Here is a 20,608-nt window from a genome sequence, read left to right as displayed (position 1 = left end):
TTGACAGTGCATATGCAGCAAAGCAAGGGCTGTTCCAACGCTGGCCATAATCATGCTTTCCCCATTCTTCTGAGGTATCCAGTGAAGTCCAGTTCTTCTTCGTCGATCTTCTGCGCTGCTTTCTTGTCCGTGTGCGCCGTGTCCACCGCGTGGGCGCAATCCGCGCCCGTCACCACGCCAAGCGGCCTGGTCTACCAGTCGCTGAAAGAAGGCACCGGCGCATCGCCTGCGGCGACCGACGTGGTCAAGGTGCACTACCGCGGCACCTTCCCCGACAGCGGCAAGGAATTCGACAGCTCCTACAGCCGCGGCGAGCCCACCGAGTTTCCGCTCAACGGCGTGATCCCTTGCTGGACCGAGGGCGTGCAGAAGATGAAGCCGGGCGGCAAGGCCAAGCTGACCTGCCCGCCGGCCATTGCCTACGGTTCGCGCGGCGCGGGCGGCGTGATTCCGCCGAACGCCACGCTCAACTTCGAAGTCGAGCTGGTGTCGGTGAAGAAGCGCTGATCGGGCCGGGCTCGTTGATGACGATCAACCGGGTTGGTACTGGTACAGCCAGGTCTCGGTGAGCGTCTTGTCGCCGGTCTTCAGGTAGAGCCGCATGTCGATGGGCTCGTTGCCTTCAGGCGTGAAGTCGAACTGCGCGCGCCAGTGGCCGGGCACGCCGTTGGGCACGGCTTCGGCAAAGACATAGGAGAACTTGCCGCGCGGCGCGGTCAGCACCAGTTCGGGCTTCACGCCGAAGGGCACGGTGGTGAGCGGCTGGCCGATGAATTCGACCATGAACTTGCGCACGCCCGGGGGGCGCGGCTGGCCCGGCTGTCCGCCGCGGCCGATGCGCGTGGCCACGCAGCGCGCGAGCGGCGACGGAAAGGGCTCCTGGTCGGTCCAGTGCAGGCGGTACTGCAGGCTGTAGCTCGCGCCCGCCTTCGCATCGGCCTTGGGCACCCAGAAGGCCACGATGTTGTCGTGGATCTCGTCGTCGGTCGGGATCTCGATCAGCTGCACCGAGCCTTCGCCCCAGTCGCCCAGCGGCTCGATCCACAGGCTCGGGCGCTTCTCGTAGTTGACGCCGTCCTGGTAGTGGTCGAACGATCGGTCGCGCTGTAGCAGGCCGAAGCCGCGCGGCTTCGTGTCTGCGAACGCGGAGGCGCGGGTCTGCGTCGGGTTGTTGAGCGGGCGCCAGATGCGCTCGCCCGCGCCGTTCCAGATGGCCAGCCCGTCGGAGTCGTGCACTTCGGGCCGCCAGTCGATGGCGGTGGGCTTGATGGTTTCCGAATACCAGTACATCGAGGTGAGCGGCACCAGCCCGAGGCGCGACACGTCGCGGCGCAGGAACAGGCGCGCGTCGATGTCCATGATGACCGCCTTGCCACGCTGCATCACGAACTTGAACACGCCCGTGACGCTCGCTCCTTCGAGCAGCGCGTAGACCGTCATCGAGGTGGTGTTGTTGGCGGCCGGCGTTTCGAAGTAGTAGCGCGTGAAGGTCGGAAACTCTTCGGGCTTGTCGGGCACCGCCACGTCGAGCGCGAGGCCGCGCGCCGACAGGCCGTACTGGTACAGCTCGCCGATGGCGCGGAAGTACGAAGCGCCGAGGAACGCGACCCAGTCGTTCTTCTGCCAGTCCAGCTTGCCCTGGTCGCCCAGGCGGCTCTCCTGCAGGCGGAAGCCCGCAAAGCCCGCGCCGGGCGGCAGCGCGCGCGCAGGGCTGTCGGGCGGCATCGAGAAGTAGGAGGGGCTGTAGAGCACCTCGCGCGCAAAGGCATCGCCGTCGGAATTCTCGAGCACGTGCATGCGCACCGGCGTCTGGAAGAAGCGGCCGAGGTGAAAGAAGGTGACGGGAAAGGCGCCGGGGCCGTCGCGGAAGAGCGCGTTGGCGGGGTCGAACTTGATCTTGCCGTGCGCGTCGTAGTCGATGCGCTCCAGCACGTCGGGCGCGAGCGGCGCGGCGGCGGCATAGGGCTGCGACGCCAGGCGCTTGGCCTGTGCCACGAGGCGGTCGAACGAGAAGGGCGAAGGCTGGCTCAGCTGCAGGCCATTGGCGGCCAGCGCCTCTTCAGGCAGTCCAAGGGCGGCGAGTGCGGCGGCGGCACCACCTGCGGCAAGGAAGGATCGGCGATCAGGCATGTGTTTCTTGAGGGTTGCGAGTCTTGGAAATACGTTGGGAAAGACGCAAGGGATGCAAGGGACGGCGCGGCATCGTCGGCGGGTGCCGGCCGGTTGCTTCGGAAGAAAACCATCCTAGCGCAGCCCGCGCCGGGATTTCGCGGCGAAGAGCGCCGAGCATGCCTGGGCGGCGGCCCATTCCGCGTCAGCCAACCTGCGCACTCCGGGCCGGACAAGGCCGGGATTTGAGCATTCGAGGAGAAATTTGTGCGTTTATGTATCGGCGTTGTCCGCCGCGCTCAGCGCATAGACGGCATAGATCGACACGCCAAGCAGCATCAGGAGCAGCGGCGCGAACAAGGTGTAGGGCAGGCCGAAGCCTTCCAGCACCCGGTAGGTCGAGTCCAGGCGCAGGCGTGGATGGCCTTGCGTCAACTCAGCGGCCCTGCGCAGCCCCCATCGAAACTCGGCGCCGGTGGGCCGCACCGATGGATGCTGCGCTGCGCGGCCCACCCCGAGCCAGCACATCGCATCGAAGGCCAGCACCGAGCCTGCGGGCGCGCGCTCGTCGAAGGTCGCGAACACGGCCTGCACCTGCTGCGGCTCGAGGTACATCAGCACGCCTTCGGCGAACAGGAACACCGGTTGCCCGTGACGCTTGCGCGGCAGGTCGAGCTGCTCCCACCAGCGGGGCGATGTCAGGTCGAGCGCGCGCACATCGTGGCGCGTATTGGTTTCCGGAATGAGCTCGCGGCGCAGCGCGAGCACCTCGGGCAGGTCGGCGTCGGTCATGCGGCACTTGTCGTCGTCCAGCCATTGAAAGTAGTGGCTGAGGCCGCAGCCCATGTTCACCACACGCGAGCCCGGGTGCTGCTTGAGGAACTCCTGCGCAAGGCTGCGAAAGCGCCGCGTGCGGCTCAGGATGCCGTAGATGGTCGTCCGATCTTCGGGAAGGGCCTGCCCGTCATCGCGGATCTTCTCGAGGATGGATGCGGCGTAGGCGTCCCGCACCGCCATCTGGGGAAACATCGCATCGCCCGAGGCGCGCGCGGCGAGGGGAATCCGCAGGGTGGAGGGCACGGCCGACAGGCTTCGCGCGGGCTTCTTGTTTGTTGTCATGGGCGCTGGCACAGGGTCATGCGCAAGTCTGGCCGCTCCCCGGGCGGGGGGCAAGTCAGCTTTTCGTTAACCCTGGGCGCGCCCATGCCGCTTCGGCGGCGCCCGTTGTCGCCACCCGGCAATCGCCGCCTACTTGGCGGTCGGCATCACGAACTCGGCACCCTTGCCGATGCTCTCGGGCCAGCGCTGCATGATCGACTTCTGCTTGGTGTAGAAGCGCACGCCTTCCTCGCCGTAGGCATGCATGTCGCCGAAGAGCGAGCGCTTCCAACCGCCGAAGCCGTGCCATGCCATCGGCACCGGGATCGGCACGTTGATGCCGACCATGCCCACCTGGATGCGGCGGCTGAACTCGCGCGCCACGTTGCCGTCGCGCGTGAAGCAGCTCACGCCGTTGCCGAACTCATGGTCGTTGACCAGGTCGACCGCGTCCTTGAAGTTGGCCACTCGCACGCAAGAGAGCACCGGCCCGAAGATCTCCTCCTTGTAGATGCGCATCTCGGGCGTGACATGGTCGAACAGCGTGCCGCCCATCCAGAAGCCGTCGCCGCAACCCGCGCCGGCCTTGCTGGCGTCGAACTGGCGGCCATCGACCAGCAGCTTCGCGCCTTCCTTCTCGCCCTGGGCGATGTAGCCCGTGATGCGCTCGTGCGCTGCGCGCGTGACGATCGGGCCCATCTCGGCCGCCAGGTTCTCGCCGTCGAGCACCTGGAGCGTCTTCGTGCGTTCGACGAGCTTGGGAATGATCTTGTCGGCCACGTCGCCCACCAGCACCGCCACGCTGATCGCCATGCAGCGCTCGCCGGCCGAGCCGTAGCCGGCGCCGATCAGCGCATCCACCGTCTGGTCGATGTCGGCGTCGGGCATGACCACCATGTGGTTCTTCGCGCCGCCGAGCGCCTGCACGCGCTTGCCGTTGCGGGCGCCGGTTTCATAGATGTAGTTGGCAATGGGCGTGGAGCCGACGAAGCTCACGGCCTTGACGTCGGGGTGCTCGAGCAGCGCGTCGACCGCGGCCTTGTCGCCTTGCACCACGTTGAACACGCCGTCGGGCAGGCCCGCTTCCTTCAGCAGCTCGGCCATGCGCAGCGAGGGGGTGGGGTCGGTCGGGCTGGGCTTGAGAATGAAGGTGTTGCCCGCGGCAATGGCCACCGGGAACATCCACATCGGCACCATCACCGGGAAGTTGAAGGGCGTGATGCCCGCCACCACGCCGAGCGGCTGGCGCAGCGTCCAGTTGTCGATGCCGGTGGAAACCTGGTCGGTGAAGTCGCCCTTGAGCAGCTGCGGAATGCCGCAGGCGAACTCGACGATGTCGATGCCGCGCGAGACCTCGCCCTGCGCGTCGGTGAACACCTTGCCGTGCTCGGCGGTGATCATGTGGGCCAACTCATCCTTGTGCAGGTTGAGCAGCTCCAGAAACTTGAACATCACGCGAGCGCGGCGGATCGGCGGCGTGTCGGCCCACTTGGGGAAGGCGGCTTGCGCGGCGGCTACCGCGGCATCGACGTCGGCCTGGACGGCGAGCGCCACTTTGCCCGTGACCTTGCCGGTCGCCGGGTTGGTGACGTCCTGCGTGCGGGTGGAGCTGCCGGCGGCGTGCTGGCCGCCGATGAAATGGGCAATCTGCTGGGTCATTGGGTACCGCCAAGAATGAAGTGAGGCGTAGTCTAGAAAAGGGAAGGGCACCTGCCTAGACCTGGAAGTTGAACTGTTTGTTCGCTATGGTGAACAATGCGGCCATGGATCTGCAAAAAGCCGAATCTCTCTGGGCACACCTGCACTGGCTGATCGTGCTCGGCCAGCAGGGCAGCTACACCGCCGCCGCGGCGCGTCTGGGCGTGAGCAAGGCGGCCATGAGTCAGCGCATTGCCGAGCTGGAGCGGGCCGTGGGCGTCACTCTCGTGCGCCGCACCACCCGCAGCATGCGGCTGACCGAGGCCGGGCAACAGCTGGTCGACCAGACCCGCGAACCCTTCGAGCAGATTGCCCACAGCTTCCTGCAGGCCCAAGACCATGCCGGCGAACCGCGCGGCCTGATCCGGGTGACCGCGCCGGTGGCGCTGGGGCGGCAGCAGTTGCTGCCGCGGCTGGCCGACTTTCTGCTGGCGCATCCGTCGATCCGCGTCGAGATGGAGCTCTCCGACCGGCTGAGTTCGCTCGCGACCGAAGGCTTCGACCTGGCGGTGCGGCACGCGGCATCGCCACCCGACACGCACGTGGCCTGGCGGCTGTGCGACACGCGATCGGTGCTGGTGGCCAGCCGCGCTTATCTGCGCCGCAAGGGCACGCCGCTGGCGCCGCCCATGCTGGCCGACCACGACTGCCTGCACTATCCGCGCGGGCAGGAAACCAACGTCTGGTCGTTCGAGCGCCGCACGGGCCGCACGCGCCTTGGGGAGCGGGTCACCGTGCCCATTGCCGGTCCGCTGGCAGCCAACAACAGCGAAGCATTGCGCGATGCCGCCCAGGCCGGGCTGGGCATTGCGCTGCTGCCCGATTTCAGCGCCCAGTCGGCGTTGCAGGCGGGCAAGCTGGTCGAGGTGCTGCCCGACTGGCAGCCCACGGGCGCCTTCGCGGACCAGATCTACGCCATACGCCCGTACTCGCTGCACATACCGCGCGCGGTGAATCTGTTCGTGAGCCACTTGAGGGAAACTCTCAAGGCCGGATTCCAGCTGCCGTGACGCCACGCGCCCGGCCCCACTTCTTCACATTCGAATGACCCAGGAAAAAGGAAAGCAATGAGCACACTCGACATCGTCGGCCTCTGCGGCAGCCTTCGCAGCGGTTCCATCAACCGCGCGGCACTGAACCTCGCCGGTTCGCTGATGCCTGATTCCATGCGCATGGAGGTCGTCGAATGGCGCGAGGTGCCGCCGTTCGACGCCGACCTTCTGGCCCACGGATATCCCGCGCCCGTGCAGGCGCTGCGCGAGCGGATCCGCCGCGCCGACGGGTTGCTGATTGCCACGCCTGAATACAACTTCTCGATTCCGGGCGTGTTCAAGAATGTGATCGACTGGGTCAGCCGCGGCGAAGACCAGCCTTTCGCGAACAAGCCCGTGGCCATTCTCTCGGCCGCTCCCGGCCCGCTGGGCGGCGCGCGCGTTCAGTACGACCTGCGCCGCGTGATGCTGTTCGTGAATGCGATGGTGCTGGTCAAGCCCGAGATCTTCATCGGCGGTGCGGGCGGCAAGTTCGATGCGGAAGGAAACTGCACCGACGAAACCACCCGCAAGTTCGTCGGCGACCAGATGAAGTCGTTCGAGAAGTGGATCGGCATGGTGAAGCGGATGGCCTGAACCAGGCTTCGCTTCAGGTCGACGACGCGAGCAGCTGCGCAACCAGCAGCTGCGCCGCCGGCGACAAGGTTTCGCCGGTCTTGGTGGCCATCAGCAGCCGGCGAACGGCCCAGGCGTCCTTGAGCCGCACCACCTTCAGGCCGAGCGCGCTCACCTGCGCCTTGCAGGCTGCGAGCGGCACCACGCCAATGCCGAGGTTGGCCGCGATCATGTGGCACATCGCATCGAAGCTGCGCACCTGCACGCGCAGGCGCATCGGAATGCCCGCCTGCTCGGCCGCGCGCGAGGTGAGTTCGAGCAGCGAGCTGCTGCGGTTCAGGCCCACGAACTCGTGCGCGAGGCAGGTCTTGAAATCCGTCCGGCGTGTGCGCGCAAGCGGATGCTGCCTGGCGCACAGCACCACCAGCTCGTCGGTCTGGAACGGCGCCACGTCGAGCCCGTAGGCCGGCGTGTTCTCGGCGAACACGCCGACGTCGGCCAGGCCGTCGACCAGCGCGCGCACGATGTCCCCGCTCAGTTGCTCCTCGACCTCGACGCGGATGTCCGGGTGCTGGCCCAGAAAGGCGGCCAGCGTGGCCGGCAGGAATTCGGTGAGCGCCGACATGTTGGCCCACAGCCGCACGTGGCCGCGCACGCCGCTCGAGTAGTCGCCAAGCTCGTTGCTGAACTGCTCGAAGCCCTGGAAGAGCCGCATCGCATGCTGCATGGCCACGTGGCCGGCGGGCGTGAGAGCGATGCCTTGCGAGCTGCGCTCGAGCAGCTTCGACCCGGTCGCCGCCTCGAAGTCCGACAGCCGCCGGCTGGCCGCCGAGAGCGCCAGGTGGCAGGCCTCCGCGCCCTTGGTGATGCTGCCCGACTGGGCCACGGCGCAGAACAGGCGCAGCGTCACGAAATCGACACGTGCGGGGTTGATAAGGCTGGCCATCGCCGGATTCTAGAGATCGTGCCGGCGCCGACAGCCATGGGACATAGGCCAAAAGATTCTTTGACATGTTATGTCGGCAGACCTATAGTGGGCTCATCGAAGCACCGTTCGCTTCCGTCGGTATCAACTCCAAGGAGAGGTATGCAATCACTGCTCGATCAACTGAAGGGGCTGGACGTCCTGGCCGGTGCCGCGATGGGTGGGCTGGCCGTGCAACTGCAGCCGATTCCGGGCCAGACGCCCGTGATCCAGGTGAGCATCGAAGGCCGTGACGAGCTGCCCATCTTCATCACCAGTTCGGACATGCAGGTCATCTGCATCTGCTATCTATGGACCGAGGAAGAAGTGAAGGCCGAGCGCCGCACCGAACTGCTCGAATCGCTGCTCGACCTGAACCCTTCGGTGCCGCTGTCTTCCTTCGGGCGGGTCGATGGCCGCTACGTTCTCACCGGCGCGCTCGGGCGCAATGCGGGCGTGGAAGACGTGGCCCGCGAAGTGGCGGTGCTCAGCGACAACGCGCTCGATGCGCTGGACGCCCTGTCCGAATTCCTGAACTAAGCGGAGATCATCATGACAGTCATCAAGAAGCTGGTCACCTTGCTGCGCGGCAGTGCCCGCGAAATCGGCGAGAGCGTGGTCGACAGCAACGCCACGCGCATCTACGAGCAGGAAATCATCGACGCCAAGCACAGCATCGAGAAGGCCAAGGGCGATCTCACCGGTGTGATGGCCAAGGAGATGCAGTCGGCCCGCGAGATCGAACGCCTGAAGAACGAAGTGTCCCGCTACGAAGGGCTCGCGCTCGAGGCGCTCAACAAGACCCAGGAAGGCCTGGCGCTCGACGTGGCGGCCAAGGTCGGCACGCTCGAAAGCGAACTGGAGGAGCAGGCCAAGGCGCATGCCTCCTATTCGCTGCAGGTGTCCAAGCTCAAGGACCTCATCAAGACGGCCGAAGCGCGCATTCGCGAGCATGAACGCGAGATCGGCATCGCCAAGACCACCGAGAGCGTCTACCGCGCCACGCAGTCGATCTCCGAGAACATCGGCGCGGGTGGTTCGCGCCTGTCCAACGCGCGTGAATCGCTGGAGCGCATCCGCAAGCGGCACGAAGACCTGGCCGACCGGATGGCCGCGGGCCAGGCGCTCGAAAACGAACTCGGCCACAGCGCGCTCGAGAAGAAACTGGCGGCGGCGGGCATCGGCAGCGATGTCGACCGCACCGGCAAGGTGATGGAACGCATCCGCGCCCGCCAGGCCAACCCGGCGGCGCCCGATTCAAAATGACCGTGCGGGTCAAGCCGGTTCGCTGGCAAGGCTCGGACGAGGCGATACGCGCCGTCCAGGTGGCGTTCGACGTGGAAGAGGCCGTGCTGGAGGCGGTGCGCACGGCGGCTTTCGAGCAGCACGTGTCCACCTCCGACCAGATCCGGCAGGTGCTGGGCCTCGCGACAACGGCCAAGCCCAAGCGGCCGCGGCTGACCGTGTCGCTGAATGCGGCAGACTACGAGTTTCTTGCGGCGAGATATGGGCTCGCCCCGGACGACCGGCTGGCCATCAAGGAGAGGGCCACGCGAGATCTGATTGCTTTTGCAAGTGGTGGAAAGAAGAAGGGCACCGGCGCAGGGAAGCCGGGCCGCAGATAAAAAAACACAACCCGCACGCGGGAGGGTCAATGGGAAATTTCATGGATGCGGTGACGGGGTACCCCACCGCGATCTACACGGTGCTGCTGGGCGTCGTGGTGATCTATTGGGTGCTTGCCGTGGCCGGCATGGTCGACATCGAGCACAGCGGCATCGATGTCGATGTGCAGACCCATGCCGATGGCGACACCAGCGACGTGGGGCAGCTCGCGAGCTACGTGGTTGCGTTCGGCCTCAACGGCGTGCCGTTCTCGGTGGCGGTGAGCCTGCTGGTGCTGGTGTCGTGGACGCTGTCCTGCCTTGGCGGGGAGTGGCTGCTGCCGCTGGTGCCCACGCTGCCGCTCAAGCTCCTGGCCGGCACGGTGCTGCTGTTGGCGAGCGCCGCCATCGCCATACCCGTGACGGCCGTGGCCATCCGGCCCCTTCGCGGCTTGTTCGTGAGCCACACGGCCGTGAGCAATGCGGCACTGGTCGGGCAGGCCTGCCGCGTCGTCACCGGCGTGGTGAACGAGAAAGACGGCCGTGCCGAAGTGGCCCGCCGCGGTGCCAGCCTGAACATCCGCGTCTGGGCGCCAACGCCCAACAGCCTGACGCGCGGATCGCAGGCGCTGATTCTCGAATACGACGAGGTGGCCGGCCGCTACCTCATCGCGGCGCACGACGACGCCGTCTGAGCGCGGCCCACCCGATCAACTGTTTCGCTCTCAAAGCATCTCTGGAGAAAAAATGGAGCCCATCCTCTTTGCCGTGGCCATCCTGGCCGTGGTCATCCTCGGCCTGTTCGCGATGTTCGCGAAGTTCTATCGCAAGATCGAACAGGGCCACGCGCTCATCGTGAACACGCTGCGCGCCGAGCCCGACGTCACCTTCACGGGGCGGATGGTCTATCCGATCATCCACAAGGCCGAACTGATGGACATTTCGGTCAAGACCATCGAGATCGACCGCTCCGGCAACGAGGGCCTCATCTGCCGCGACAACATCCGCGCCGACATCAAGGTGAAGTTCTTCGTGCGCGTCAACAAGACCGCGGACGACGTGCTCAAGGTGGCGCAGGGCATCGGCTGCGCGCGGGCGTCGAACCATGAAACGCTCGAGGAGCTGTTCTCGGCCAAGTTCTCCGAAGCGCTCAAGACCGTCGGCAAGTCGATGGATTTTGTCGACCTGTACCAGGCGCGCGACGGCTTTCGCGACCAGATCATCAGCCAGATCGGCAACGACCTCTCGGGCTACGTGCTCGAAGACGCGGCCATCGACTACCTCGAGCAAACGCCGCTGTCGGAGCTCGACGCCAACAACATCCTCGATGCGCAGGGCATCAAGAAGATCACCGAACTCACGGCGGTCGAGCATGTGCGCACCAACGAGCTGCGCCGCAACGAGGAAATGCAGATCAAGAAGAAGAACGTCGAGACGCAGGAAGCGATGCTCGAGCTCGAGCGCCAGCAGGCCGACGCCACCGCGCGCCAGCAGCGCGAAATTGCCAGCGTGCGCGCCCGCGAAGAAGCCGAAACCTCCAAGATCCAGTCCGAAGAGCGCACCAAGTCCGAAACCGCCCGGCTGATGGCCGAGCAATCCGTCTCGGTGCAGCAGGAGAACGTGCAGCGCGAGAAGGAAGTGGCCGAGAACAACCGCAAGCGCGCGGTGGCCATCGAGGAAGAAAAAGTCACGCGCGCCCGCGACCTCGAAATTGTCGACCGCGAGAAGGAAGTGACGCTGCAGCGCATCGAGAAGGACAAGGCGGTCGAAATACAGAAGAAGGCCATTGCCGACGTGATCCGCGAACGCATCGTGGTCGAGCGCACCGTCGCCGAGCAGGAAGAAGCCATCAAGGAACTGCGCGTGGTGGCCGAGGCGGAGCGCACCAAGAAGTCGGTGGTGATCATGGCCGAGGGCCAGGCCGACGAGAAGATGGTGATCGACGTGAAAGCGGCCGAAACGCAGGAAAAGCGCGCGCGCCACAAGGCAGCCGAAGAACTCACGCTGGCCGATGCCAAGCTGAAGGTGGCCGAGCGCGATGCCGAGTCGAAGAAGCGCGAGGCCGAGGGCATGGAGGCCATCTCCGCCGCACCGGGCCTGGCCGCCGCCAAGGTCGAGATCGCCACCGCGCAAGCCCGGCTCGCCACTTTCGAGGCCGAAGCCTCCGGCAAGGAAAAGCTGGGTCTTGCGGATGTGCATGTGCGTCAGGCCGATGCGGACGCCATCCTCAAGGCCGGGCAGGCCGATGCGCAGGTGATCGAAGCGCGTTCGCAGGCCGAAGCCGCCGGCATGCGCGCCAAGTTCGACGCCGAGGCCTCGGGCAAGGAAAAGCTCGGCTTGGCCGAAGTGAACGTGCGCACAGCCGATGCCGAAGCCACCCTGAAGTCCGGCCAGGCCGATGCGCAGGTGATCGAAGCCCGCTTCAGCGCCGAGGCCAAGGGCCTGCATGAAAAGTTCGAAGCCATGAAGGCGATGAGCCCGGACACCCGCGACCACGAGGAATTCCGCATGCGCCTCGAAAAGTCGCACGCCGAAACCATGAAGGGCATCGACGCGCAGACCTCCATCGCGAAAGAGCAGGCCGAGGTGCTGGGCACCGCGCTGGCCAATGCCAAGATCGACATCGTGGGCGGGCAGGGCGACTACTTCGACAGCTTCGTGCGCTCGCTTTCCGTGGGCAAGGGCATCGATGGCGTCATCTCCAAGAGCAACACGCTGAAGGTCGCCTTCAAGGACCAGCTCTCCGGTGACCGCGACGTGGTGAAGGACCTGCGCGAGCTTGTCGGCGCACTTGGCACCTCGTCTGGCGAGATGCAGAACCTCAGCGTTGCCGCGCTGATGAGCCGCATCAGCAGCGACGGCAGCGAAAGCCAGAAGACCGCGCTCCACAACCTGATCTCCACCTTCCGCAACTGAGTGGGCGCGCGATGAATCCGAACCTGAAATGCGGTTGCTCCGCACACGCCCCCATGCAAGCCGTGGCACTGGCCGAAGCGCTGCTGGCGGTGCACTGCACCGACTGCGGCGGCATGGTCATGGACATGGACGACTGGCGCGCCTGGAAGGCGGCCGATCCCGCGCGAAATCCCCATCCGGTCGACGATGAAGTCATCGAGGTGTTCGACGCCGCCGCCGTGCGACCCTGTCCGGAATGCGACCGGCTCATGCAGCGCCTGCGCGTGAGCGCCGGGCCCGACTTTCGCATCGACCGTTGCATCGCTTGCCAGAACCTCTGGTTCGACGCGGGCGAGTGGCGTGCCCTGGTGAGCCGCGGCTTGGCCGGCCGGCTCGATGAATTGCTGTCAGACGGATGGCAGCGGCGCCTCCAGACCGAAGAAGTGCGCGAGGTGCGACTTGCCGCACTGCGCCGCCGCTACGGCAATGACTGCATCGACGAGCTGGACCGCATCCGCGCCTGGCTCGACACCCAGCCCCACCGCGACGAATTGCTCGCATTGCTGCGCGCGGACTGACCGCGCCGATCTATGCAACTCACGGAAGAATCGGGAGCGCCGGCCGGCGCCCAGGCCCAGACCGACCCGACCGAGGCCCTGGTGTCCGGCAGCGGCAGCTACGACCTGCTGAAGAAGCGGCTTGAAACCCAGGGCGAGGGCTTGCTGAAAAAGACGCAGGCGCTCAACGAGCGGCGCCTCACCGAGTTCGGCCGCTCCGAGCAGACCCTGGTGCTGCGCACCCGCGCGCGCACCGAGAACAATGCCGTGGCACGCGACATCGTGCGCATTGGCGACCTGCTGCTGTTCGGCTACAACGTCTTCATCGGCCTGCGCAAGGAAACGGCGGTGGGCGACGTGTTCGGCCTGTACCGCCTGGCGGTGCCGGGAGAGGCCGCCACCGAGAACGACGAGCTGCAGGCGGTGCCCCTGGCCGGCACCTTTCTCGAAGACACGCGCTTCGCCTCCGACTTTCGCGAGCTTTACGCCTACTACAAGCAGGCCACGCTGCTGCAGCTGCGTGTCACGCAAGACAAGCTGCTGGCGTCCTTCAAGATCGGACAGCAGCCGCACGACGTGCGCGTGTTCCGCTGGGCCATCGAGCGCAATGGCGGCATCCACTACATCGACAACCGCGGCGAGCGCGACATCGCGCTGCCCGCGAGCCACGACTTCGAATGGACCGTCGCCACGCGCGAAGACCATGTGGGAGGCAAGCATCCCCATGTGAACGTGCTCGACACGGTGTTCGTCGAAACGCTGGGCGGCGACCTGACCGTCAAGATCGAGAACAACACGGAAACCGGCCTGGGCATCTACAGCGAGCCGGTGGAAGACAAGAACCAGTCGCTTGCCGACGCCGAGGTTGCCTGGGCCAAGCTCGGCATGCTGATCCTGCTGCGCGTGAAGCCCTACCGCGAGCAGGTCACGCGCTACCTGGTGTTCAACATCCGCACGCAGCAGGTCGAGCGCATCGACGCCATCGGCGGCTCCTGCGTGCAGCTGCCCGAAGACCACGGCATCATTTTTCCGGGTGGCTACTATCTGCAGTCGGGCGAATACAAGCGCTTCGACCTGCCGGGCGAGGTGGTGGAAAGCCTGCGCTTCAAGCGCATGCTGCGCTCGCCCAACGGCGAAGACGTGGCCTATGTCTTCTACGACCCGAAGCCGGGGCGCTATGCCTTCTTCAACTACAACCTGATCGACAAGAAGCTCGCAACGCCGATCATCGCCAACGGGTATGCGCGCTTTGCCGACGGCCGCATGCTGGTGTTTCACGGCGACCAGGGCGAGCCTGCGCGCGTTCACCAGATGCAGCTGTGGCAGACGCCGTTTGCCAGCGAAGAGCATGTGAGCGCGCAGCCACCGGCCACCGGTTTCTTCGGCAAGATCGGCAATGCAGAGCTGGTGCGCGGCGTGTCCGACCTGATGGGCATTGCCCGCGCGGTGCGCGAGCAGGCGCCCACGCGGGCCGCCTACGACGACCTGATTCGCCAGTGCTCCCGCGTAAGCGACGCCTACTTCTGGCTCGACGCGCCCGACGCCGCCGGGCTCATGGCCGAGCTGCGCAGCATTGCCGACGTGGCGCGCAGCACGCTGGCCGAGTTCGAGAAGGTGGATACCATCCGCCGCGAAACCGCGCGCGCGCTGGCCCGGGCCGAGGACGAGCAGCACGCGCTGCTGGTCGACATTGCCAGCACCCTCTGGCGCGCACCCGACGATTTCGTGAAGGCGCTGGGCCGGCTGCGCGAACGGCGCGGCGCGCTGCAGATGCTCAAGGAGCTGCGCTACGCCCACCTGCCGCGCATCGCCGCCATGGACGCTGCGCTGGAGACCGAGCAGCAGCGCATCGGCGAGCGCGCGATGCAGTTCCTGGCGGCCGACACGGCCTTCAACGGCCAGCGCCAGGCGCTCGACAAGCTGGCGCTCGACCTGCCGAACCTTTCCACCTCGCCCGCGCTCGGCCAGATGCTGGCGACGCTCGACGAGCAGGCCGCCGGCCTCGACCTGCTGACCGAGCAGCTCGGCAGCCTGCCGGGCGGCGATGCGGTGATCCGCACCTCGATTCTCGACCGCATCTCGCTGATCTACGCCGACATCAACCGCATGCGCGCCGATGCGCGCGCACGGCGCAAGTCGCTGGGCGCGACCGAGGCGCGCGCCGAGTTCGGGGCCCAGTTCAAGCTCTTCAGCCAGGCGGTGGAAAACGCGCTGGAGTTCGCGGACACGCCCGAGAAGTGCGACGACGCGCTCACGCGCCTGCTCGCCCAGCTCGAAGAAGTCGAAGGCCGATTCGCCGAACAGGAAGACTTCCTGGCCGACATCGCCGAAAAGCGCGAGACCGTCTACGAGGCGCTGTCTGCCCGCCGCCAGAGCCTGGTGGAAGCCCGCCAGCGCCGCGCCCAGGGGCTGATCGATGCGGCGGGCCGCATCCTGGACGGCATTCCACGCCGCATCGCCCAGTTCGGCGACCTCACGCAGGTCCACAGCTACTTCGCGGCCGACCCGATGCTCGGCAAGCTGCATGCATTGATTGCCGATTTGCGCACGCTGGGCGCCGCGGTGCCTGCCGACGAACTCGACACGCGCCTGAAGACCGCGCGCGACCAGGCCCTGCGTTCGATCCGCGACAAGCGGGAGCTCGTGAGCGAGGGCGGAGACACGCTTCGCCTGGGCCGCCATGCCTTCACCGTGCACCGCCAGCCGGTCGACCTGACGCTGGTGGCCCGCGACGAAGGCATGGCCTACCAGGTGACGGGCACCGACTACCAGAGCCCTGTCGACGAACCCCGGCTGCTGCCGTTGCAGCGCTACTGGAACCAGTCGCTGGTGTCGGAAACGTCCGAACTGTCGCGCGCCGAATACCTTGCGGGCCGCGTGCTGGAGGCATTGCTCGACGGCAAGTCCGAGCGCAGCTGGGTCGACGTGCTCACGCTGCTGGCCGAGGACCCGCTGCATCCGCAGCTGCTCGACATGGTTCGCCGCTTTGCTGCCGCGCGCTACCAGGAGGGCTACCAGAAGGGTATTCACGACGACGATGCGCTGCGCCTGTTGGGTGCGCTCGTCGCCATGCAGGACCAGGCCGGGCTGCTGGCCTGGGGGCCGACCGAACGCGCGCTGGCCTTGCTCTACTGGCAGCACGGCCACCTCATTGCGCACCGCGAATCGCTGCTGCGGCGCGCGCGGGCCGCACTGCAGATGCAAGCCCTGTTCGGCCGGCGCGATGCGCTGGAGCAGCTCGAAGCCGATACGGCGCGCGCGCTGAAGCACTTCGCGCGCGACGTCGTGCCCGACCTGCTGCCGCTCGCGGAGAGTGCCAGCGAGGAAGAGCGAGACGCTCATGAGGGCCGCGTGGCCACGCTGTGCGACCAGGCCGCCGCATACCTCGTGCGCGAACTGGCCGGCGACCACGGCGGGGAGACCTGGGCCGTTTCGGGTGCGGGCGAAGACCTTGCGGCCGCATTGCTGCGCGAACTCGAGCGCGGCGGCCGGCGCGACGCCTGGCAGCACGACCTCGACGCCGCACCGCCCGCGGAGCGCTGGCGCCTGGCGCGCGACTGGGTGCGCGCCTACGCCACCCACCAGGCATCGCAGTCGGTCGACTGGGTGGACGACGCTGCCAGCGTGCTGGCCATGCCGTTGCAGCGCACCCGCGTCAATGCAGCGCTCGACCGCACGGTGGAGGGCCTTCGCGGCGAGCATCCGCGCGTGGCCGAGGGCCGCGTGACGCTGAACCTCAACGACTTCTGGCGCCGCTTCCTGTTTCATGCCGCGCACGCCGTGCCGGGCTACGAGGCGCTGCACAGCCTGCGCCACGAACTGCTCGAACGGGAGCGGGCTCGCCTCAAGCTGAGCCAGTTCCAGGCCAAGCCGCTCTCGACCTTCGTGCGCAACCAGCTGATCGACGAGCTCTACCTGCCCATCATCGGCGACAACCTTGCCAAGCAGATCGGCTCGGCGGGCGCGGGCAGCCGCACCGACCGCATGGGCTTGCTGCTGCTGATCTCGCCGCCGGGCTATGGCAAGACCACGCTCATGGAATACGTGGCGGACCGGCTCGGCCTGATCTTCGTGCGCATCAACTGCCCGGCGCTGGGCCATGGCGTGACCGCCATCGACCCGGCCAATGCGCCCAACAGCGCCGCGCGGCAGGAGCTGGAGAAGCTCAACCTCGGCCTCGCGATGGGCAGCAACGTGATGCTGTACCTGGACGACATCCAGCACACCAGCCCCGAGTTCCTGCAGAAGTTCATCGCGCTGGCCGACGGCACGCGGCGCATCGAAGGCGTGTGGAACGGCGAGCCGCGCAGCTACGACATGCGCGGCAAGCGCTTCGCGATCGTGATGGCGGGCAACCCGTATACCGAGTCGGGCGACGTGTTCAAGATTCCGGACATGCTGGCCAACCGCGCCGACATCTACAACCTGGGCGACGTGCTTTCGGGCCGAGAGGCGGCGTTTGCGCTCTCGTACATCGAAAACAGCCTGACCTCCAACCCCACGCTGATGCCGCTGGCCTCGCGCGATCCCAAGGACGTGCAGCTGCTGGTGAAGATGGCGCAGGGGCACGAGATGCCGAGCAGCGCGCTCTCGCATGCCTACAGCGCGGTCGAACTGGAAGAAATCAAGGCGCTGCTGCAGCGACTCTTCCGTGCGCGCGACCTGCTGCTCAAGGTCAATCTCGCCTACATCGAATCGGCCGCGCAGCAGGAGGCCTACCGCACCGCGCCGCCGTTCAAGCTGCAGGGCAGCTACCGCAACATGACCAAGCTCGCAGGCAAGATCACCGCGCTGATGCGCGACGACGAGCTCGATGCGCTGCTGCGCGACCACTACCGCGGCGAGGCGCAAACCCTGACCACCGGCGCCGAGGAAAACCTCTTGCGGCTCGCCCAGCTGCTGGGCAGCCCGACGCCCGAGGAAAGCGCGCGCTGGACGTCCATCTGCGAAGAGTTCGTGCGAAAGCGAAAGCTCGGCGGCGACGACGTCGACGGCAGCCAGCGCATCGCCAGCAGCATGCTCGACGTGGCGCGCGCGGTCGATGCGCTCAAGCCCAAGCCCGAGCCGGTTGCCGAAGGGCCGAACGAAGGCCAGCGGCTGGCCGATGCCATGCTGCAGATTGCCGTGACCTACCGCGAGCTGATCCTGCCGCTGGTGACCGCCACCGAACGCCGGCTCGAACTCGACCGTTCGATACGGCAGGACATGGAGCGCCTGGCCGCCGAGGTGCAGGCGACCCGCGCGGCGCCCAGGCGCGCGCCCAAACCCGAGCAGGACCACTGAGACAACATGCAGGCATCTTCATCTTCCGTTCTCGAGCCGCAGGCGGCGCTGCCCGAGCTGCTCGCCCAGCTCGATGCCACCATGGCCGATGCGCGCCTGAGCGACGACGAGCGCCGCGTGCTGGTCCACACCCTGCGCGAGGCCTCGCCACCCGAAGACGGCTTGCGCCAGCTGCGCAACCGTGCGTTCGACCTGGTGCGATCGCGCACCACCGACCCCGAGCAGCTGGCCCTGCTCAAATGGCTCGAAGGCGTGGTCCGCTCGATCGACACCGGCCGTTCGCCCGATTCGGTTGCAGTGCGTTCGCAGGCCTTCTTCAGTCCGGGAACGGGCTGCCTGCAGGCGATCAACCAACAGCTGAAGGCCGCGAAGCGGTCGGTCGACCTGTGTGTCTTCACGCTGTCGGACGACCGCATCACCACCGAGGTGCTGGCCGCATACCGGCGCGGGGTGGCGGTGCGCTTCATTACCGACAACGACAAGGAATTCGACCGCGGCAGCGACGTGGGCCAGCTGCGCGCGGCTGGAATCCCGGTTGCGGTGGATCGCACCGAAGCGCACATGCACCACAAGTTCGCGATCTTCGATGGCGCGAGGCTGCTCAACGGCAGCTACAACTGGACCCGCAGCGCCTGCGACTACAACGAGGAAAACCTGGTGCTGAGCAATGATCCCTCGCTCGTTCGCCGCTTTGCGGACGAGTTCGACACCTTGTGGAAAGAACTGCAGGCCGCCTGATGCCAAGAAGAATCGACTACGACTGGGAGCTGCCGCCCGAAATGCAGCAACGGCTGGGAGGCGCCAGCTACGGCGCACAGCGCGTCATCCACGAGCAGGGCCACCTGATGGTGATCCTGCACGAGCCGCCCGCCGGTGCCGGCGCGGAGCGCAAGCCCGCAGTGTTCTTGCGCAAGCCGGACGGCGCATGGTTCCACAAGGGAAACAACCCTGGCGAACGGGCCTTTGCCAAGCTGCTCGAAAGCTATCGCACGGCGCTGGGCACCTTCGAGGCCAGGCACGCGGCTGCTGAAACTTCAGAGGATCTGTTCCAGGTTCTCGGCCCGCTCATCCCGCTGACCCGCGCCGCCATGAACATGCAGGCCGCGTTGCAGGCGGCGCGCGATGCCGTCAAGGACGACCTCATGCTGATCGACCTGCGCGATCTGGCGGTAGAGATCACGCGCGGCCTGGAGCTGCTGCTGGCCGACACCCGCATGTCGCTCGACTACCGGCTCGCGCACGCAGCCGAGGCGCAGGCACGCTCGACCCGCGAAGTCAGCCGCGCGCAGCACAAGCTCAACACCATTGCCGCGCTGACCTTTCCGCTCATGGCCGTCGGCGCCGCATTCGGCATGAACCTGCACAGCGGTATGGAGAACATGCCAGTCTGGATGTACTGGGCGATCTTCGCGGGCGGTCTCTTCCTTGGCGTCTTGCTGCGCGGCTGGGTCAAGGCACCGGAGGCTCCGCCGCTGCCTGCCGCCAAGTCATCAGCGGCAAAAAGAAAATAAGTTCCCGGGCCTTCGCGTTTTGCGAAGCCTTGCTGCCGTCAGAGCAATTCCGGCGAACGCGATCTGTTCTTAGAGTTGGGGCATTCCCACAGGAGACAGACGCAGATGAACGCACTCGAAGGCCTCAAGGTGCTGGAGCTCGGCCAGCTCATCGCCGGACCGTTCGCCGGCAAGACGCTTGCGGAGTTCGGCGCCGACGTGATCAAGATCGAACCCGCGGGCGTCGGCGACCCGCTGCGCAAGTGGCGGCTGCTGCGCGAAGGCACCTCGGTGTGGTGGGAGGTGCAGTCGCGCAACAAGCGCTCGGTGTGCCTGGACCTGCGCAGCGCCGAAGGCCAGGAGGCGGTGCGCGCACTGGCGCTCGAAGCCGACGTGCTGATCGAGAACTTCAAGCCCGGCACGCTCGAAGGCTGGGGTCTGGGCTGGGAGCAGCTGCACGCGCTCAACCCCCGGCTCATCATGCTGCGCATCTCGGGCTACGGGCAGACCGGCCCCTACCGCGACAAGCCGGGCTTCGGCGTGCTCGGCGAATCGATGGGCGGGCTGCGCTACCTGAGCGGCGAGCCGGGCCGGGTGCCGGTGCGCGTGGGCGTCTCGCTCGGCGACACGCTGGCCGCACTGCATGGCGTGATCGGCGTGCTCACGGCGCTGCACCACCGCACGGCGCATGGCGGGCAAGGGCAGTTCATCGACGTGGCGCTCTACGAGTCGGTCTTCAACGTGATGGAAAGCCTGCTGCCCGAGTACGACGCCTTCGGCGCGGTACGCGAGCGTGCCGGCAGTGCGCTGCCCGGTATTGCGCCGACCAATGCCTACAAGTGCAGCGATGGCCACTACGTGCTGGTGGCCGGCAACGGCGACAGCATCTTCCGCCGGTTGATGCGGGCCATCGAGCGCACGGACCTGGAGAGCGATCCGGAACTGGTGCACAACGACGGCCGGGTGCGGCGCGTGGAAGAGATCGACGCCGCCATCGAAGCCTGGACGCTGCAGCGCAGCCGTGACGAGGTGCTGGCGGTGCTCGATGCGGCCGGCGTGCCGGTCGGGCGCATCTACACGGTGGCCGACATCGCCACCGATCCGCAATACCTGGCGCGGCAGATGATCGTGGAGACGAGCACCGCCGACGGAGAAATGCTCAAGGTGCCCGGCGTCGTGCCCAAGCTCAGCGCGACGCCAGGGCGCATCGCGCACCCCGCGCCGCGGCTCGGCGAACACACCGGCGATCTGCAGGGCGCGGGCTGGCCGGTGCGCCGTGGCCAAGAAAGCGAGGCCGTATGAG

At 66.8% G+C, this 20,608-nt stretch carries 17 protein-coding genes; 13 read left to right on the top strand and 4 right to left on the bottom strand.

Features of this window, described 5'->3' with window-relative positions:
• Window positions 1-81: 81 nt before the first annotated feature.
• The gene (locus tag ACJ7Z0_RS06450; RefSeq protein ID WP_434789165.1) at window positions 82-507 is read left to right on the top strand and encodes an FKBP-type peptidyl-prolyl cis-trans isomerase; all 426 of its coding nucleotides are present in this window, start codon (window positions 82-84) and stop codon (window positions 505-507) included.
• 24 nt (window positions 508-531) lie between these two features.
• Here ACJ7Z0_RS06450 and ACJ7Z0_RS06445 read toward each other — a convergent pair whose 3' ends face one another.
• The 3 genes from ACJ7Z0_RS06445 to ACJ7Z0_RS06435 form a co-directional block, all read right to left on the bottom strand.
• Entirely contained in the window at window positions 532-2,130 is a 1,599-nt protein-coding gene (locus ACJ7Z0_RS06445; RefSeq protein ID WP_434789164.1) for an OpgD/OpgG family glucan biosynthesis protein, read from the bottom strand.
• A gap of 252 nt (window positions 2,131-2,382) precedes the next feature.
• Window positions 2,383-3,228: a class I SAM-dependent methyltransferase gene (locus ACJ7Z0_RS06440; RefSeq protein WP_434789163.1), complete on the bottom strand. Its 846-nt coding sequence runs from the start codon at window positions 3,226-3,228 to the stop codon at window positions 2,383-2,385.
• Window positions 3,229-3,357: 129 nt separating this feature from the next.
• A complete protein-coding gene (locus ACJ7Z0_RS06435) occupies window positions 3,358-4,866 on the bottom strand; it encodes a CoA-acylating methylmalonate-semialdehyde dehydrogenase (RefSeq protein WP_431130440.1) in 1,509 nt (502 codons plus the stop codon).
• A 104-nt stretch (window positions 4,867-4,970) separates the two neighbouring features.
• Here ACJ7Z0_RS06435 and ACJ7Z0_RS06430 point away from each other — a divergent pair, with 104 nt between their 5' ends.
• Together ACJ7Z0_RS06430 and ACJ7Z0_RS06425 are read left to right on the top strand one after the other, a co-directional pair.
• Window positions 4,971-5,915, top strand: a complete 945-nt coding sequence (locus ACJ7Z0_RS06430) for a LysR family transcriptional regulator (RefSeq protein WP_431130443.1) — start codon at window positions 4,971-4,973, stop codon at window positions 5,913-5,915.
• Window positions 5,916-5,972: 57 nt separating this feature from the next.
• Window positions 5,973-6,533, top strand: a complete 561-nt coding sequence (locus tag ACJ7Z0_RS06425; RefSeq protein WP_434789162.1) for an NADPH-dependent FMN reductase — start codon at window positions 5,973-5,975, stop codon at window positions 6,531-6,533.
• Window positions 6,534-6,546: 13 nt separating this feature from the next.
• Here the strand turns inward: ACJ7Z0_RS06425 and ACJ7Z0_RS06420 are convergent, their stop codons facing one another.
• On the bottom strand, window positions 6,547-7,458 hold the full coding sequence (locus ACJ7Z0_RS06420; RefSeq protein WP_434789161.1) for a LysR family transcriptional regulator: 912 nt from the start codon (window positions 7,456-7,458) through the stop codon (window positions 6,547-6,549).
• Between the two features lie 141 nt (window positions 7,459-7,599).
• Here ACJ7Z0_RS06420 and ACJ7Z0_RS06415 point away from each other — a divergent pair, with 141 nt between their 5' ends.
• From ACJ7Z0_RS06415 to ACJ7Z0_RS06370, 10 genes are all read left to right on the top strand, one after another.
• Complete coding sequence (locus ACJ7Z0_RS06415) at window positions 7,600-8,016, top strand: YjfI family protein (RefSeq protein ID WP_093017781.1); 417 nt, start codon at window positions 7,600-7,602, stop codon at window positions 8,014-8,016.
• 12 nt (window positions 8,017-8,028) lie between these two features.
• On the top strand, window positions 8,029-8,742 hold the full coding sequence (locus ACJ7Z0_RS06410) for a PspA/IM30 family protein (protein WP_434789160.1): 714 nt from the start codon (window positions 8,029-8,031) through the stop codon (window positions 8,740-8,742).
• On the top strand, window positions 8,739-9,101 hold the full coding sequence (locus tag ACJ7Z0_RS06405; protein WP_434789159.1) for a hypothetical protein: 363 nt from the start codon (window positions 8,739-8,741) through the stop codon (window positions 9,099-9,101). Before ACJ7Z0_RS06410 ends, ACJ7Z0_RS06405 begins: the two co-directional genes overlap by 4 nt.
• A gap of 29 nt (window positions 9,102-9,130) precedes the next feature.
• Complete coding sequence (locus tag ACJ7Z0_RS06400) at window positions 9,131-9,775, top strand: ubiquinone biosynthesis protein (RefSeq protein ID WP_434789158.1); 645 nt, start codon at window positions 9,131-9,133, stop codon at window positions 9,773-9,775.
• 52 nt (window positions 9,776-9,827) lie between these two features.
• Entirely contained in the window at window positions 9,828-11,996 is a 2,169-nt protein-coding gene (locus tag ACJ7Z0_RS06395; RefSeq protein WP_434789157.1) for a flotillin family protein, read from the top strand.
• A 53-nt stretch (window positions 11,997-12,049) separates the two neighbouring features.
• Window positions 12,050-12,553, top strand: a complete 504-nt coding sequence (locus ACJ7Z0_RS06390; protein WP_431130465.1) for a TFIIB-type zinc ribbon-containing protein — start codon at window positions 12,050-12,052, stop codon at window positions 12,551-12,553.
• 12 nt (window positions 12,554-12,565) lie between these two features.
• Window positions 12,566-17,815 carry a DNA repair ATPase gene (locus ACJ7Z0_RS06385; protein ID WP_434789156.1) on the top strand — a complete coding sequence of 1,750 codons (5,250 nt, stop codon included), beginning with the start codon at window positions 12,566-12,568 and terminating at the stop codon, window positions 17,813-17,815.
• A gap of 6 nt (window positions 17,816-17,821) precedes the next feature.
• Entirely contained in the window at window positions 17,822-18,553 is a 732-nt protein-coding gene (locus tag ACJ7Z0_RS06380; RefSeq protein WP_434789155.1) for a phospholipase D-like domain-containing protein, read from the top strand.
• Window positions 18,553-19,326 carry a magnesium transporter CorA family protein gene (locus ACJ7Z0_RS06375; RefSeq protein ID WP_434789154.1) on the top strand — a complete coding sequence of 258 codons (774 nt, stop codon included), beginning with the start codon at window positions 18,553-18,555 and terminating at the stop codon, window positions 19,324-19,326. The genes ACJ7Z0_RS06380 and ACJ7Z0_RS06375 overlap by 1 nt, the downstream gene beginning before the upstream one ends.
• Window positions 19,327-19,431: 105 nt before the next feature.
• Window positions 19,432-20,607, top strand: a complete 1,176-nt coding sequence (locus tag ACJ7Z0_RS06370) for a CaiB/BaiF CoA transferase family protein (protein WP_434789153.1) — start codon at window positions 19,432-19,434, stop codon at window positions 20,605-20,607.
• Window position 20,608 lies beyond the last annotated feature (1 nt).

Origin of the sequence: Variovorax palleresanus, from assembly GCF_051144945.1 — a bacterium.
Lineage (GTDB): Bacteria > Pseudomonadota > Gammaproteobacteria > Burkholderiales > Burkholderiaceae_C > Variovorax > Variovorax paradoxus_S.
Note: the sequence above shows the minus strand (reverse complement) of the source record. Positions and strands in the feature narration are given on the sequence as shown.

What these genes read in the sequence shown, in the direction of transcription:
- ACJ7Z0_RS06420 (WP_434789161.1), bottom strand. Translation starts at nt 7,458, where the DNA reads ATGGCCAGCCTTATCAACCCCGCACGTGTCGATTTCGTGACGCTGCGC.
- ACJ7Z0_RS06445 (WP_434789164.1), bottom strand. Translation starts at nt 2,130, where the DNA reads ATGCCTGATCGCCGATCCTTCCTTGCCGCAGGTGGTGCCGCCGCCGCA.
- ACJ7Z0_RS06435 (WP_431130440.1), bottom strand. Translation starts at nt 4,866, where the DNA reads ATGACCCAGCAGATTGCCCATTTCATCGGCGGCCAGCACGCCGCCGGC.
- ACJ7Z0_RS06425 (WP_434789162.1), top strand. Translation starts at nt 5,973, where the DNA reads ATGAGCACACTCGACATCGTCGGCCTCTGCGGCAGCCTTCGCAGCGGT.
- ACJ7Z0_RS06380 (WP_434789155.1), top strand. Translation starts at nt 17,822, where the DNA reads ATGCAGGCATCTTCATCTTCCGTTCTCGAGCCGCAGGCGGCGCTGCCC.
- ACJ7Z0_RS06385 (WP_434789156.1), top strand. Translation starts at nt 12,566, where the DNA reads ATGCAACTCACGGAAGAATCGGGAGCGCCGGCCGGCGCCCAGGCCCAG.
- ACJ7Z0_RS06370 (WP_434789153.1), top strand. Translation starts at nt 19,432, where the DNA reads ATGAACGCACTCGAAGGCCTCAAGGTGCTGGAGCTCGGCCAGCTCATC.
- ACJ7Z0_RS06405 (WP_434789159.1), top strand. Translation starts at nt 8,739, where the DNA reads ATGACCGTGCGGGTCAAGCCGGTTCGCTGGCAAGGCTCGGACGAGGCG.
- ACJ7Z0_RS06390 (WP_431130465.1), top strand. Translation starts at nt 12,050, where the DNA reads ATGCAAGCCGTGGCACTGGCCGAAGCGCTGCTGGCGGTGCACTGCACC.
- ACJ7Z0_RS06440 (WP_434789163.1), bottom strand. Translation starts at nt 3,228, where the DNA reads ATGACAACAAACAAGAAGCCCGCGCGAAGCCTGTCGGCCGTGCCCTCC.
- ACJ7Z0_RS06415 (WP_093017781.1), top strand. Translation starts at nt 7,600, where the DNA reads ATGCAATCACTGCTCGATCAACTGAAGGGGCTGGACGTCCTGGCCGGT.
- ACJ7Z0_RS06430 (WP_431130443.1), top strand. Translation starts at nt 4,971, where the DNA reads ATGGATCTGCAAAAAGCCGAATCTCTCTGGGCACACCTGCACTGGCTG.
- ACJ7Z0_RS06400 (WP_434789158.1), top strand. Translation starts at nt 9,131, where the DNA reads ATGGGAAATTTCATGGATGCGGTGACGGGGTACCCCACCGCGATCTAC.
- ACJ7Z0_RS06395 (WP_434789157.1), top strand. Translation starts at nt 9,828, where the DNA reads ATGGAGCCCATCCTCTTTGCCGTGGCCATCCTGGCCGTGGTCATCCTC.
- ACJ7Z0_RS06375 (WP_434789154.1), top strand. Translation starts at nt 18,553, where the DNA reads ATGCCAAGAAGAATCGACTACGACTGGGAGCTGCCGCCCGAAATGCAG.
- ACJ7Z0_RS06410 (WP_434789160.1), top strand. Translation starts at nt 8,029, where the DNA reads ATGACAGTCATCAAGAAGCTGGTCACCTTGCTGCGCGGCAGTGCCCGC.